14 protein-coding genes and 3 pseudogenes are annotated in these 13701 nt (G+C 68.5%); 12 read left to right on the top strand and 5 right to left on the bottom strand.

All coding sequences use genetic code 11. The features are described 5' to 3' along the window. The first annotated feature begins 311 nt into the window (after window positions 1–311). The 3 genes from OG607_RS01020 to OG607_RS01010 all read left to right on the top strand — a co-directional run bounded on the left by OG607_RS01020 (window position 312) and on the right by OG607_RS01010 (window position 1877). Window positions 312–536: a hypothetical protein gene (locus tag OG607_RS01020; RefSeq protein ID WP_405717487.1), complete on the top strand. Its 225-nt coding sequence runs from the start codon at window positions 312–314 to the stop codon at window positions 534–536. Window positions 537–654: 118 nt separating this feature from the next. After that, a complete protein-coding gene (locus OG607_RS01015) occupies window positions 655–1002 on the top strand; it encodes a DUF5131 family protein (RefSeq protein WP_405736462.1) in 348 nt (115 codons plus the stop codon). Continuing rightward, window positions 999–1877, top strand: a complete 879-nt coding sequence (locus tag OG607_RS01010) for a DUF5131 family protein (RefSeq protein ID WP_405717485.1) — start codon at window positions 999–1001, stop codon at window positions 1875–1877. Before OG607_RS01015 ends, OG607_RS01010 begins: the two co-directional genes overlap by 4 nt. A gap of 659 nt (window positions 1878–2536) precedes the next feature. Here OG607_RS01010 and OG607_RS01005 read toward each other — a convergent pair. Together OG607_RS01005 and OG607_RS01000 are read right to left on the bottom strand one after the other, a co-directional pair. After that, window positions 2537–2662 carry a hypothetical protein gene (locus tag OG607_RS01005; protein WP_405717483.1) on the bottom strand — a complete coding sequence of 42 codons (126 nt, stop codon included), beginning with the start codon at window positions 2660–2662 and terminating at the stop codon, window positions 2537–2539. A gap of 231 nt (window positions 2663–2893) precedes the next feature. Further along, entirely contained in the window at window positions 2894–3466 is a 573-nt protein-coding gene (locus OG607_RS01000; RefSeq protein WP_405717481.1) for a GNAT family N-acetyltransferase, read from the bottom strand. 418 nt (window positions 3467–3884) lie between these two features. Here OG607_RS01000 and OG607_RS00995 point away from each other — a divergent pair, with 418 nt between their 5' ends. From OG607_RS00995 to OG607_RS00975, 5 genes and pseudogenes are all read left to right on the top strand, one after another. Next, window positions 3885–4097, top strand: coding sequence for a hypothetical protein (locus OG607_RS00995; RefSeq protein WP_405717478.1), 213 nt, complete (start codon window positions 3885–3887; stop codon window positions 4095–4097). 136 nt (window positions 4098–4233) lie between these two features. Next, window positions 4234–4527: pseudogene (locus OG607_RS00990) on the top strand (transposase); the annotation flags it as partial. A 152-nt stretch (window positions 4528–4679) separates the two neighbouring features. After that, window positions 4680–4787, top strand: a pseudogene (locus tag OG607_RS00985) (hypothetical protein); the annotation flags it as partial. A 243-nt stretch (window positions 4788–5030) separates the two neighbouring features. Further along, window positions 5031–5405 carry a transposase gene (locus OG607_RS00980; protein ID WP_405717476.1) on the top strand — a complete coding sequence of 125 codons (375 nt, stop codon included), beginning with the start codon at window positions 5031–5033 and terminating at the stop codon, window positions 5403–5405. 918 nt (window positions 5406–6323) lie between these two features. Continuing rightward, window positions 6324–6599, top strand: a complete 276-nt coding sequence (locus OG607_RS00975) for a hypothetical protein (RefSeq protein WP_405717472.1) — start codon at window positions 6324–6326, stop codon at window positions 6597–6599. A 257-nt stretch (window positions 6600–6856) separates the two neighbouring features. Here OG607_RS00975 and OG607_RS00970 read toward each other — a convergent pair whose 3' ends face one another. After that, window positions 6857–7441 carry a helix-turn-helix domain-containing protein gene (locus OG607_RS00970; RefSeq protein WP_405717469.1) on the bottom strand — a complete coding sequence of 195 codons (585 nt, stop codon included), beginning with the start codon at window positions 7439–7441 and terminating at the stop codon, window positions 6857–6859. A gap of 119 nt (window positions 7442–7560) precedes the next feature. Between OG607_RS00970 and OG607_RS00965 the strand changes: the two genes are divergently transcribed. Next, window positions 7561–8397 carry an EamA family transporter gene (locus tag OG607_RS00965; protein ID WP_405717466.1) on the top strand — a complete coding sequence of 279 codons (837 nt, stop codon included), beginning with the start codon at window positions 7561–7563 and terminating at the stop codon, window positions 8395–8397. 36 nt (window positions 8398–8433) lie between these two features. Here OG607_RS00965 and OG607_RS00960 read toward each other — a convergent pair whose 3' ends face one another. Next, window positions 8434–9636 (bottom strand): IS110 family transposase, encoded by a 1203-nt coding sequence (locus tag OG607_RS00960; RefSeq protein ID WP_405717463.1) that lies wholly within the window; start codon window positions 9634–9636, stop codon window positions 8434–8436. Window positions 9637–9849: 213 nt separating this feature from the next. Here OG607_RS00960 and OG607_RS00955 point away from each other — a divergent pair, with 213 nt between their 5' ends. Together OG607_RS00955 and OG607_RS00950 are read left to right on the top strand one after the other, a co-directional pair. Beyond that, window positions 9850–10497, top strand: a complete 648-nt coding sequence (locus tag OG607_RS00955) for an FMN-binding negative transcriptional regulator (RefSeq protein ID WP_405717461.1) — start codon at window positions 9850–9852, stop codon at window positions 10495–10497. A 40-nt stretch (window positions 10498–10537) separates the two neighbouring features. After that, window positions 10538–11245: a B3/4 domain-containing protein gene (locus tag OG607_RS00950; protein WP_405717458.1), complete on the top strand. Its 708-nt coding sequence runs from the start codon at window positions 10538–10540 to the stop codon at window positions 11243–11245. 38 nt (window positions 11246–11283) lie between these two features. Here the strand turns inward: OG607_RS00950 and OG607_RS00945 are convergent. Continuing rightward, window positions 11284–11764, bottom strand: a pseudogene (locus tag OG607_RS00945) (TnsA-like heteromeric transposase endonuclease subunit); the annotation flags it as partial. 356 nt (window positions 11765–12120) lie between these two features. Here OG607_RS00945 and OG607_RS00940 point away from each other — a divergent pair. Next, window positions 12121–13650: a methionine--tRNA ligase gene (locus tag OG607_RS00940; RefSeq protein ID WP_405717455.1), complete on the top strand. Its 1530-nt coding sequence runs from the start codon at window positions 12121–12123 to the stop codon at window positions 13648–13650. The last annotated feature ends 51 nt before the right edge of the window (window positions 13651–13701 follow it).

Below are 13701 nucleotides of genomic sequence, written 5' to 3'. Positions count from 1 at the left end.
GCCCAGATCGCCGCAGGGTCTTGAACGTGCCCCGTAGCGATGGACGCGGCAATGCCGCTACCGCTGATCGTGCTCCAGTGAACCGAGAGACGCGGCACCCGCAACATGAAGTCCTGATGAGTTTTCACGGCCACAAGCAAAGTGGCCGTCCCTGAGACATGTCTGTCTCATTCCTGTGTGTTCCTCGAGAACGCTTGACACCCGCGGAGTCTCCGCCACTGGCCGGGGAGAGACGCCGTGCCGATCCACCCCGGAATGGCCAAGCCCTTGTCCGACCGCATACCCCCGATGCCGAGCTGCGGCTGCTGGGCGTGGTGAAGGTCGCCACGGCGGATCAGATCCAGAGACTGGCGCTGCCGCACATGAGCTACCGGCACACGACCAAGGAGACGGCGGCCGAACGCAAGGAGGCGCGGACCGCCTCGCACCGCGGGGCCCTGAATGATCTGCGCAAGCACGGGCTGACGCTGGACGGCGGGAAGACGCTGCGGCTGCTGAGAGGCCGCATCCTACGAACTCGACCGGCCGATGGATGAGATGGGCGGCAGCACCGGGGCGCGCGCCGCTCCGGCGCGCCGCACGCGATGTCGGTCAACGAGACCCTCATCGCACAGATCCGCCCCAAGCCCGACCCGACGATGCTGAAGGTCGAGCCTGACGAGGCGGTCGCTGCAGCGAAGGCCGCCGTGGAAGCGCCAGCCGGGATCGGCAGCATCGCGTCCTTCGCCACGGAGGTGCCGCTGCCGCCGACCGGCACCTGGACCAGCGCGGGCAAGGGCGGCGCCCGGGCCGACGCCGTCCTGGTGGCTCCCGAGGCAGGGGTGCGTCACCGGCATCGACTGGGTCATCGCGGGCGGCGAGTCCGGGCCGCGGTTCCGGCCGATGCAGGAGGAATGGGTGACCGGCATCCGCGACACCTGCGCGGATGCCGGCGTGGCGTTCTTCTTCAAACTTCTCTGCACCAAGTCAGAGGTCACGGCCGCTGTCGGTGATGCGCAGTGAGCACCGGGACGGCCATCGAGTGGACCGAGGTTACCTGGAACCCGACGACTGGGTGCGACCGCATCTCGCCGCGCTGCGACCACTGCTACGCGTTGACTTTGGCGAAGCGGCTCAAGGCAATGGGCCAGGCGAAGTACCAGCGTGACGGTGATCAGCGGACCAGCGGGCCCGGTTTTGGGGTCACGGTGCACGAGGAGGCCTTGTTCGAGCCGCTGCGGTGGCGTCGGCCGCGGAAAGTGTTCGTGAACTCCATGAGCGACATCGGCCATGCCCGTGTCCCCACGGAGTTTGTGGCCAGGACCTTCGCGACGATGGCGCTGGCGCCGCAGCACCAGTTCCAGGTACTCACCAAGAGGCCCCGGCGTCTGCGTCGTCTGCTGGCATCGCAGAAGTTCATGGACGAGGTCTGGACCGAGATGGAACGGTTGTCAGAGGACGATGCTGTTCCGCTGGCCACGCCCGTGCGCGAGGACGTGCGCAAGCGTGTGGCCAACTGGAGCGCCTTGAGTTCGTGGCCGCTTCCCAATGTCTGGATCGGCACGTCGATCGAGTCGGATGAGTACTGCTGGCGGGCTGATGAGCTGCGGGGCATCCCGGCGGCTGTCCGGTTTCTGTCGCTGGAGCCGCTGCTTGGGCCAGTGCCGTCCCTGGAGCTGTCGCGGATCGACTGGGTGATCGTCGGTGGTGAGAGTGGCCCGGCTCACCGGCCGCTGGACTTGGCCTGGGTCCGTGACATTCGCGATCGGTGTGTCGATCTTCAGGTGGCTCTGTTCTTCAAGCAGGTCGGCGGGCTGACCCCGAAGGCTGCAGGCCGCCTGCTCGATGGCCGGACCTGGGATGAGTATCCCGCCACGGCGGACGTGGTGGGTGCGTGAGGCCCTCGGGAGTATCGGAACGCTGATAGCCCGCGGGCCCCTTGCTCAGGGGTGGCCCGCCTTTACGCCGCTCCCTCCTGGCCTGTGAAGCTCACGTCGCCGGTCGCGGGGACATGTTCGGCAGGTGCGGTGAGGTGCCCGACGGTGTCCAGGGTTTCCCGGATGCGCTGGGCGAGGGGGTGTCGGTCGGGGTCGTTGACCCAGCGTTTCGTAGGCGACCTTGAACGTGGCGATCCCGATTTCGGCCGCGAGTGCTGCGGTGGTGGTCTCCAAACCGCGTTCACGCAGGGCGTGGGCGAGCGTGGAAGCGAGTGCGGCGAGTTTGGCCAGTTCGCGTTCCTGGAGTTCGGGGTTGGCAGAGATGACGGCGTGGCGTTGTCGTGCCACCGAATTGCATCTGTACCCCGGCGCTTATCACGCCTGGGACCTCTTCGCTCCCGAAGCCGCGTTGAGCGCCGCATACTTCCACGCCTGGTTCGGATACCTGCGTCGTCAGTTCAGTGCCCGTCAGCCCTGAGCGCGCGGTTCGCGGCCCGGCCGTGGGCGCCGGCCAGCACGGACGTGGCCGGGGCGGTGCCGGGGCAGTGCGGGCATGCCCAGGTCCACACTGCCTGTGGCGGCGGCCCGGTGGGCCCGGGCGCGTTTGTTGCGCAGGAACCTCAGAGTGAGGTCGAGTCCTTCGATCTCACCGCGCCAGCCTTCGTCGATTGCGCGTTGACGGCGGGCCAGAGGTCGGCCTCCAGCTCGTCGAGCCGGGGCAGCATCTTGGGGTTGATCGACAGCATCGGGCAGCGGATGCAGGCGTGCTCGTGCGCACAGGGCGTGCCGTAAGGGCGTCCGCAGGAGCCGAGTTCGACCTTGCGCTTGTCGAAGTGCTCCTGGAAGTCACTCCACTCCTCGTCGGTCGGCCGACTGGCTGTGTAGGTGTTAACGGGAGGCGTTTGTTGACGACTTCGGGAGGCATTTGCGGTCTCAGGGCCGAAAAATGTTGACGAGAAATGAAGTCGCTCGTGTGTTCAGAAGACGTCCATCGCGAAGCGGCGGCAGACGTGCACTCGGGCGAACTGCTCGCGCATGACCTGTTCGTCTTCCAGGTTGGCGTGGAGGAAGGCCGTCATCGGCCGTAGCCCTGTCCGTCGTTCGCCGATGGCCCGGTCCGGATCGCCGGCGTCGGTGTAGTAGTTGGCGTAGACGTGGAGGTAGTGCCCGCTCTCGGTGAAGCCCATCGCCCGATACCAGCGCAGTGTGTCCTGATCGTCCCTGGTCCAGGCGTCCAGCGTCGGCACGCCCAGCGCGCTGACGCGGGCGCGTGCCTCGGCGAGCAGGGCACGGCCGATGCCCTGGTGCTGGTGGTCGGGGTGGACGGCGACGGTGTCGATGGTCGCCAGTTCGCCCTCGACGGTGACGTCGATGATCCCGGTGACGGTCCCGCGTTCCTCGGCGGCGACCAGAGCGAAGCCTGGAGCGGGGGTCTCGGGCTTGGTCTTCAGGACGTCGTCGAAGTAGGCGGTGCTCAAGAAGGAGAGCACCCGGCAGCGCAGCCAGGAAGTCTCGTCCGCAGGGCTGTACTCACGTATGACGTGGTTCAAAACGGTGATCCTCAATGTGCGTGGCGAAGTCCGGACGGTGGCGGTCGCGACGTTGAGAGATCACAGCGGAGATTCTGCGCACTGTCCCACGCCCGGGCAATCGGTTTTGCTGATCACCGACCCGGGCGAAGCACCGGGCCGTGTCAGCCTGCGCATCAGGCCAGTGTTCCGGCCTTTCCTCGGCGCCGTGAGGGTGGCTTGGTCTTTCGCCTCCCAAACCGTGAACAACTGACGTCGCTACTCGGTTCTGGCACAGATCTTGGGGAGCGCTCACGGAGTGTCACCTTGGTGTTCGATTGTGAGGGGCTGCGTCGTGTGAGACCGCGTACGCCTGGCTGCCCGGCAGCCAAAAATGACGCTCCATCAACTCCCTGATGGTCTCTGCCGTGGTCGGCCGTGGGCGGTGATCGTGCCGGTCATGCAGACCAACGCATCGTTCTGGGACTCACTCGTGTTCGACGGGATCGACGACGTGGACGTCGAGGCCGTGACCGCCTTGTTCGGTACGGTCGAGGTGGTGGCGCGGGGCCGGGTGGCCGGCGAGGCGTGTCCGGACTGTGGCCGTGATCCGGTTGGTGGTCCGGCGTTTCATCTGTGGGGCGGCGGACTGTCCGCGTCGGACGTTTGCTGAGCGGTTCTCGCGGCTGGCTGCCCCGTACGCACGGTTCACCACTCGGCTCAACCATGCCCTGGAGCGGGTGGGGCTCGCGCTGGCCGGTCGGGCCTGCGCCAGGCTGGCAGCCCAACTGGGCTTGGGTGCGGGAAGGATGACCTTGTTGCGCAGGGTCATGGCAATGCCCGATCCCGCGTTCAACACGCCGCGTGTGCTGGGCGTGGACGATTTCGCGATCCGTCGCGGCCAGACCTACTCCACCGTCTTGACCAGCGTCGAAGACCATCGCGTGGTCGATGTGCTCCGGACGCGTGAGGCCGGGCCGCCCGCTGCGTGGCTGGTCCGTCACCCAGGCGTGGAGATCATCTGCCGGGACCGGGCTGGCGCCTACGCCGAAGGCGCCCGGCGTGGTGCCCCTGACGCTCTGCAGGTCGCTGACCGGTTCCATCTGTGGCAGGGCCTCGGTCGGGCCGTGGAGACCTGCGTTGCCGCCCATCGCAACTGCCTGCGCAACCCATCGCCCAGCGGCATACTGCCGGAGGTCACCGGACTTGATTCGGTCGACCGCAGGACGACTCGGAGCCGGTCGGCCGACGCGCCGAGCGAAAGAAGGCGGCACACGCCCTGGTTCACGAGCTGCTGGCCCAAGGCCACTCACGCCGGGCGATCGCCCGGCACCTGGGCTGGGGCCTCAACACCGTCCTGCGGTACGCGAACGCCGCGCGCTGGCAGGACACGATCCGCGAGAACCGCCCCCGGCCCAGCAGACTGGACCCCTACAAGCCCTACCTGGAGCGACGCTTCGCCGCGGGATGCACCAGCGTCACCCACCTCCACAGTGAACTGGTTGCCGACAACGCGCCCGTCACCTACCAGATGGTTCGCTCCCACATCGCCACCCTCCGCGGGGCTCCGGCTCGCGCGCCGCCGCGACCGCCGACAGTGCGGCAGGTGACCGGCTGGCTCACCCGACACCCCAGGACCCTGAACGAGGAGGACCGGGCCGGCCTGAAGGAGGTCCTGGCCCACTGCCCCGAACTGAACCAGGCCGCCGGACACGTCCGCGACTTCGGAGAGATCCTCACCGACCGCCTTGGCTCCACACTCCCCACCTGGATCGACACAGTCGACGCCAGCCAGCTACCGGGCCTCACCGGCTTCGCACTCCACCTGCTCCGAGACCTCGACGCCGTGACAGCAGGGCTCACTCTCGACTGGAGCTCCGGCAGCATCGAGGGCGCTGTCAACCGCATCAAGAAGATCAAGCGGCAGCTCTACGGCCGCGCCGGCTTCGAACTGCTCCGCAAGATGATCCTTCTCCAGTAACACGTCGCGATGTTCCACAAGAGCTGCGCGGGGAGCGGATAGTAGAAACCCCTGATGCAGCCGGCATATAGCCAGCGCACGCAGGTGCCCAGCCGTGGCAGGATGGCCTCATGTTGATCCGAAAGGGCGATGCCGCGTAGGCGTCCCAAGGCCGTCCGTGCAGAGCGGTGGCGGCCACGATGGCAGTATCCGGTTCTGAGGGTCCCCGGTGTCTCCGCGCGGACTCGTGCAGCGATCCGCCGGGTCGAAGACCAGGCGATGTGGCCCAACGCGGTCGCCAAGGCACTCTCGTGTTTCGAGTGGGTTTTCAAGGAGCCCGGACGCTACCTGGACGCCTCCGCGTTTGACTCGCCCGGGGTGGGTGATGCCCGTGATGACCTGGAGTGGGCGATGCGGTACCTTCCGCCCGGAGCTAAACGGGACTTGGGCCGATTGATCACGCGTATCGATGAGGAATTCGAGCGCCGCACCTTGCCGGAACCCAACTACAACGAGTGGGCGACGGCGCGCTGGTGGTGGACCAGAATGCGTGAACGCTGACGATCTCCGAGGTCGCCGCTCCTCGCTGCAATCGAACGAAGCTGTCACCCTCCGCGACCGCTCCCCAAGATCTGTGCCAGAACCCCGCTAACACCTACACAGTCAGGCGCGAGTCCGGCATTGGCGGACCCGCGGCACCGAGCGACGACCTCAAGATCGAGTCTCGGAGCGCGGGCCTGTGGACAGAGACCGCGCACCGACGGTGACCTGCCACCCCCTTGTCCTGCTCCCGCCCCGGCCCGCATTCCTCCTGGACCACCCTCGCTACGTGCCACATAACGGCCATTTCACAGGGGCGAGATCACCCTGCGGCGCACGCAGGGTGACGCCGGTGAAAAGCCGCTGCCGATCCGGGAGTGGGACTGCGACACTGCGCAGATGACCACCCAGCAGTTGCCGTTCCCGGTACCGGACCAGCGCGCCCACAACTTCGTCTCTTCGTACGCGGACATGCACCAGCTCGTTGAGGACCTGGTCGTGCCCGACGGGATATCCGAGGCCGCGGCGACGGTCCTGCGCACGGCCCGCGAGCTGCTGCGCCAGTCGTACTACTGCTACGAGTTCTCCACCGTGGCGGTGCTGCACTCCCTGATCGCGGTGGAGTCCGTGCTGCGCGACCGGACCCCGGACGCGGGCAAGAAGCCGCTGTACTAGCTCATCAAGCAGGGCGCCGCCGCGGAGCTCCTGACAGCCAGGCAGGCCGAGTTCCTGGACGACGGACGGAAGATCCGGAACCGGATGGCCCATGGGCTGATGCCGCCGGCCATGGCGGCCGCGATGGTGCGCACCTCGTTAACAATCGTCACCGAGCTGTGCACCCCTGCCCTGTGTCCTCTGACATCCAATCAAGGCGTTTGACATCGAACCCAGTCGTCCAGGGCGAGCGGAGCGGGCCCGCATCCGCGGCCTGGTCAGGCCGCGGATGCGGGCCCGGGCGGCAGATGGACGGTCATGATCAGGTGGCAGGGCTCGTCGCCCACCCCGCGATAGGTATGGGGGGCGTCACCGTCGAACGTGGCGGTCTGCCCGGCTTCGACCCGGTGCTCTGCACCGTCGACGGTCAGGACCATGTGCCCCGCGGTGACGCTGACGGTTTCCACGACGCCGGCCTGATGGGGGTGGCTGGGGTACTCCTCGCCCGGCTCGAGGCGCCAGCGCCACACCTCGACCGGAGCGGGGCCCGAGGTCGTCAGCATGAGCCGGGCCTCGCTGCCCCGCTCGCCCGCCCACAGCGGCATCACGGCGCTGGCCGAGACCACACGGACGCGCCCTTCGGTCGGACCTTCCATCAGCGCGGAGACCGAGACGCCCAGCGTGTCGGCCAGCCGGACCAGGGTCGCGAAGTTCGGATTGCCCTGCGCCTTCTCCAGCCCGACCAGGGCCCCCTTGCTGACCTTGGCCCGGCGGCCGAGCTCGTCCAGGGACAGGCCGGCGCGAGTGCGAGCTGAGCGGACGTTGTGCGCGAGCGTGCGCAGGGCCGCCTCTGTCTCGGTCACCTGGTCACCATCCTCATCGGTCGGTCAGTGGAGTGCGCCCCCCGGTCGTTCGGTTGACAGAGGGCGGTCGTTCCGTTGTACGGTTTGGTCGTTCTGCTGTAATCGTAAGGGATCGTCTCGTGATAGCTCTACTGCTGGCCCTGGGCAGCTCACTGGCCTACGGATGCGCCGACTTCCTCGGCGGTCTGGGCGCCCGAAAGGCCCACGTGCTCCGCACTGTGATGGTCGCCGCGCCCGCCAGCCTGGCGGTCGAGCTGCTGTTGTGGCCCGTGCTCGGCGCCTCGTTCAGCCCCGCCGCGCTCGGCTGGGGCGCTGCCTCCGGCGTGGCCTCGGCCGCCGCGTTCGCCCTGCTCTACAAGACCCTCGCCATCGGCCCGATGAACGTGCTCTCCCCGGTCACCGCGTTGGTGTCCGCCGCGCTCCCGGTCGCGGTGGGCCTCCTGCAGGGCGAGCACCTGGGGATGGCCGGCCTTTTGGGTCTGCCGCTCGCGTTGGTCGCGGTTGTGCTGGTCAGTGCCGGACACGGGACGGGCTCGTCCCGGCCGTCGCGTACGGCGCTGCTGCTGGCCCTCGGCGCGGGCGCGGCCATCGCGCTGCAGCTGATCTTCCTGCACCAGGCGCCGTCCGACAGCGGCGTGGCGCCGTTGATCATCGGCAGAGCGGTCTCCTCGGCCGTCACGCTGACCGCGGCCGGGCTCCTGCACCGCAGGCTCGGCCCCGAGAGGCCCGCCTACGCCCTGTCGGCCGCCGCCGGTGTGCTGGACTCGCTGGCGAACCTGCTGTTCCTGCTCGCCGCACGCAGCGGCGATCTCACCGTCGTCGCCGTGATCACCGCCCTCTACCCGGCCGGCACGGTCCTGCTCGCCCGCAGCGTGCTCGCCGAACGCATCCACAAGGGACAGGTCGTCGGCCTGGGTGCCGCCGCGGTCGCCGTCAGCCTCCTCGCCCTCACCTGACCGCCCTGCGCACTTCAAGGAGTCTCAATGACGATGTCAAGCCGTCTGCGTGACCGGCGGGGTGGAGGTGAACATCCTTCCGTCACGCAGAAGCGCCCACAACACGCCTGCCCGCCGACGGGCCAGGGCTATGACGGCTTGGACGTGCTTGCAGCCCTCGCCACGCTTCTTGAGGTAGAAGTCCCGGTTCGGTCCCTCACGGATGATGCTGGTCTGCGCGGACATGTGGAAGACGCGTCGCAGGCGGCGGCTGTAGCGCTTCGGGCGGTGCAGGTTGCCGGTGCGGCGGCCGGAGTCGCGCGGGACGGGCACCAGTCCGGCCGCCGAGGCCAAATGGCCGGCGTCGGCGTAGGCCGACAGGTCGCCCGCGGCCACGACGAACTCGGCCCCGAGTATCGGGCCCATGCCGGGCATGGACTCGATGATCTCCGCTTGCGGATGGCTGCGGAACGTCTCGCGGATCTGCTTGTCGATCCGCTTCAGCCGGTCGTCCAGGGCCAGGATCTGTCCGGCCAGGTCGGCGATGATCTGCGCGGCGACGTCCTGGCCGGGCAGCGCGGTCTGCTGGGCCTGCGCGGCCTCCAGGGCGGTCGCCGCGACCGCGTCGGCGCCCCGGACGTCCCGGTTGGCCAGCCAGGCCGTCAGCCGGGCCCGGCCGCGGCGGCGTATCGCGGCCGGGGTCTGATAGCCGGTCAGCAGGACCAGCGCGGCCTTGTGGGCCGAGTAGTCGAAGGCCCGCTCCAACGCGGGAAAGACGCCGGTCAGCACGTCCCGCAGCCGGTTGATCATCCGCACCCTGTCGGCCACCAGATCGCAACGGTGGGCGGTCAGCAGCGCGAGGTCGGCAGCCAGCTGCGCGGGCACGTCGATCGCGGCGAAGTCGTTTCGGTGGCGGCCGGTCTCGGCGATGACGTAGGCGTCGCGGGCATCGGTCTTGCCCTCGCCCCGGTAAGCGCCGGACATCCGGTTGACCGTCCGGCCCGGGACGTAAACGGCCTGCTGGCCGTGGGCCGCGAGCAGGGCCAGCAGCAGCGCGGAGGACGTCCCCGAGATGTCCACCGCCCAGTGGACCTGGTCGGCCAGGTCCAGGATCGCGCCGAGCGCGGTCAGGATCGCCGACTCATCGTTGTCGATCTTCTTCGACCACAAGGTCGCACCGGTCTCGTCAACCACCGCGGCCCAGTGATGACTCTTGCCCGCGTCGATGCCGGCCCAGGCACGGGCCCGTCGCTCGTTCACTCGCCCCTCCTCGCTCCGAACAGCATGCCGTCGGCCCGAGGAACACCCCGCTGTCAGCTCCGTAATCAGCGACCGCACACAGCGCGCACATCTCAATCAGCAGCCAGGGCGCCCCGGAGAGCCGGACGGCCACTCCTTGGGAGCCACTGAAGGCAAGCCCGCATAAGCCACATCCGGCCCTGCCGGGCCGCCTAACAACTTACGGAGAACCGCATGTTCATCCAGCCATGGGACGCCGCCCTGGACGAGGCCGAATGGCAGACCTGGATCGCCGAAGGCCACGACTTCGGACTGCTCAGCGTCAACGGCCTGCTCGGCCACGCACCCACCACCGTGCCCACCCACTTCGTCCCCGACGGCAATCAGCTGCTGATCCATCTGGCCCGCCCGAACCCGGTCTGGGAGTCGATCGAGTACGACCCGAACGTCACCTTCTCCGTGATCGGCGACTACGCCTTCGTCCCCGGCCCCTGGCGCGCCAAGCCCGACACGCCTCCCACCGAAGGCGTGCCCACCAGCTACTACGCCGCCGTCCAGTTCATCTGCCAGGCGCACATCGTCGACGAGCCGGATGCCAAGGCCGAGCTACTGCGCCGACAGATGGCCCACTTTCAGCCCGACGGCGACCACGCCCCCATCGAGGTCGACCAGGCGCCGTACGGGCGGATGCTGCCCGGCATCCGCGGCCTGACGCTGGAGGTGACGGAGGTCCGCGCCAAATTCAAGTACGACGACCACAAGCCCGTAGAGCACCGTGCCACCGTCGCTGACCGCCTCACCGACCGCAAACAGGCCCTCGACGAGCCCACGGCTCGCCAGCAGCGGCGCCGCCTGGACCGCATCGGCCCCTGGAAACCCTGACCCCGCCCACCCCGCACCACCTCGGAACGGAGCCCTACCCATGACCGCCTTCCGCATCACCCCCGCCGTCGCCAACGCCTTCCCCGACACTCTCATCGCCGTGGTCACCGCCAGCGGACTGCGCGGCCACGAGCCCTGGCCCGACACCACCTCCGCACTCGACGGCCTCGAGCAGCAGCTGGCCGCCGGCGCCTGGGCCCCGGCCGACGAGAGCGACCCGCGGATCGAGGCGTGGCACACCGCCTACCGCTCTTTCGGCACCAACCCCCGCCGCATCCGCCCCAGCGTCGACGCCCTGGGACGCCGCATGGCCAAGAAGGGCACCCTGCCGCGCATCAATCCGGCCGTCGACTCCTACAACGCTGTCTCCGTCCACCACGGCCTGCCCGCAGGAGCCTTCGACCTCGACCACGTCACCGGCGCCGTCGAGATCCGGTACGCGGACGGCACCGAGGAGTTCACCCCGCTCGGCGAACCCGGCACCACTGAGAACCCCAAGCTCGGCGAGATCATCTACACCGACGCCACCGGCGTGCTGACCCGGCACTGGAACCACCGCGACGCCCACCGCACTCGCGTCACCGAGGACTCCACCCGCGTCGCCTTCGTCCTCGAAACCCTCCACGCCACCCGCGACGGCCACCTGCTCAAGATCGCCGCCGAGGAGCTGCACGGCCTGCTGATGCTCCACGCCGAGCAGACGCGCGTGCACTACCTCAGCCCGGAACAACCGGAAGTCACAGCGTGAGCCCGCTGGGCACCCAAGGTGCCACGGAGCACGGGGGCTGGGTGACGGTAGCGCGACAGCCACCTCACGTTCGCCAGCAGCACGGCCTCCGGCACCCCACCCGCTCGAAGCCCCACCCGGCCTCGAGGCAGGCCCTGCGCGTCACTTCGAACGCTGCGGCATCGCGCGGCGCGATCCAATCGTCAACGCGGACATCGACGACCACGGCCGAGCCATCCGCTCGGCGCACGAAGAAGTCTGGGGCGTGCCGGCGTTCCCGCGTCCCGTCGTGCCAGTGCAGCCAGAACGCTGGGAGGCGATCCCCACCACGGCGGGGTCGAAGTCCATGAGCACGAGACGGTCCCGCTCCAGCCACGACTCGAAGCCGACATGCTGCCCAGTCGTCGCCGCCCAGTACCAGCCCGGGAAATGGTGCCCACCCTTCGGCCACCGAAACGGCCGTACCGGAACCCCGTCCTCGAACCGGGCCGTGGCGCAGTCCAGCGGCGGACGCCGCCGACGCCCGCGTACGCCATCCACGCACGACACCTCGACATACGGCACGGCCTCGTCCGCCCCAGCCGGTACTACTGGTGAAGAGGCGGTGTTCTAACCCTGCGCAATTCGGCGTGCGTGGGGCACCGGGTGATGCTTGCCTCGCCCAGCCCAGCGCTGCCCCGGATGCCTCTGTGCCACCGGCTGCCGTGAAGGGGCGGAAATAGCGTGCTGCGACGTCGCTCTGTTGCTACGCTCGGACGCGTGATCACGCTTTCGCCTCAGAATCGGATGATGCCCCGTCGACGGGGCTGCTGAGAACGGACGCGTACCGAATCCGAGGCCCCAGGACGGGGCCTCAATGTTGTGCGACCAGGCCTCGCTACCCGGTAGGAGGACTGATGACCGCACGACGCCGCTACATCACCACGACCATCCCGTACGTCAACGCCCGCCCGCACCTGGGCTTCGCCTTGGAGCTCGTCCAAGCTGACACGTTGGCCCGTCACCACCGCCGACGGGGCGAGCAGGTCCGGCTGCTCAGCGGAACCGACGACAATTCCCTGAAGAACGTCCTGGCCGCCGAAGCGGCCGGCACCGACGTGCAGTCGTTTGTCGACCGCAACGCCGACGCGTTCGCCGCATTGCGTGGTCCGCTGGCGCTCTCATTCGACGACTTCATCCGCACCAGCAGCGACCCGCGTCACCGCGTCGGAGTTGAACGACTGTGGCGCCAGTGCGCCGCGTCAGGCGATCTCTATCGCAAAGAGTACGAAGGCCTGTACTGCGTTGGCTGCGAGCAGTTCTACACCCCCGACGAACTGGTCGATGGACGGTGTGGCGAGCACGGCACCGAACCGCAGCTCGTCGCGGAAGAGAACTGGTTCTTCCGGCTGTCCCGCTACGCCGACCGCCTCCATCAGCTGATCTCGAGCGGCGACCTGCGCATCGAGCCCGCCGCCCGCCGAAACGAGGTCCTCGCCCTCATCGAACGTGGCCTGCACGACTTCTCCGTCTCCCGCTCCCACAGCCGCGCCCGCGGCTGGGGCATTCCCGTGCCGGACGACCCGAGCCAGGTCGTCTATGTGTGGTGGGACGCCCTCGGTAACTACGTCACCAGTCTCGGATACGGCACCGCTGACAGCGCCTACGACCAGTGGTGGGAAACCAGCGAGCGCCGCATCCACCTGGCCGGCAAGGGAGTGGTGCGCTTCCACGCCGTGTACTGGCCTGCCATGCTGCTGTCGGCCGGACTCCCGCTGCCCACCGACATCCTGGTCCACGACTACCTCACCATCGACGGCCGCAAGATCAGCAAGTCCGCCGGAACCACCGTCGACCCGGCTGCGCTGGCCGCAACATATGGCACCGATGCGTTGCGCTGGTGGCTCCTGCGCGACGTGCCCAGGGTCGGGGATGCGGACTTCACGCCCGACCGGCTGACCACCCGCGCGGATGCGGATTTCGCCGGAGGGCTGGGCAACCTCGTCCACCGCATCGTGACCATGGTTCACCGCTTTCGCGGCGGAATTGTCCCCACCTCTGCGCCTATAAATTCCGGGGGGCTTGCGCTGGTGGACGTTTGCCGGGAGGCGCCTGGCCTCGTCGATGTCGCCTTGGCCGACTTCGACTTCCGGCGTGCCATCCACGCTGTCTGGGAGATCGTGGAGGAGGCTAATCGATGTATTGACGCGATCCGGCCTTGGGAGCTGGCTCGGGAAGAGCGGAGGGGCAACGGTGAAGCGGGGAAGCAACTCGACACCCTCCTCGTCGCGCTGGTCACAGCGTGCCGCGTTCTGGCCGATGAACTACGCCCATTCATCCCAGATGCAGCCACGCGGATCACCGGACAGCTCACACCGGTCGAGGGGCTTCTGCCCGCAGCACAGCCGCTGTTCCCTCGCCTTCACGAGGACGCGCAGCCAGCGTGACCTCCGGTGCTCCATGAACCTGGTCGCCTTCCTCTCGATCTTCGTGCAGCT

Source organism: Streptomyces sp. NBC_01537, from assembly GCF_045040445.1.
GTDB lineage: Bacteria > Actinomycetota > Actinomycetes > Streptomycetales > Streptomycetaceae > Actinacidiphila.
The sequence above is the reverse complement of the archived record's forward strand: the minus strand, read 5'-3'. Positions and strand labels throughout refer to the sequence as shown.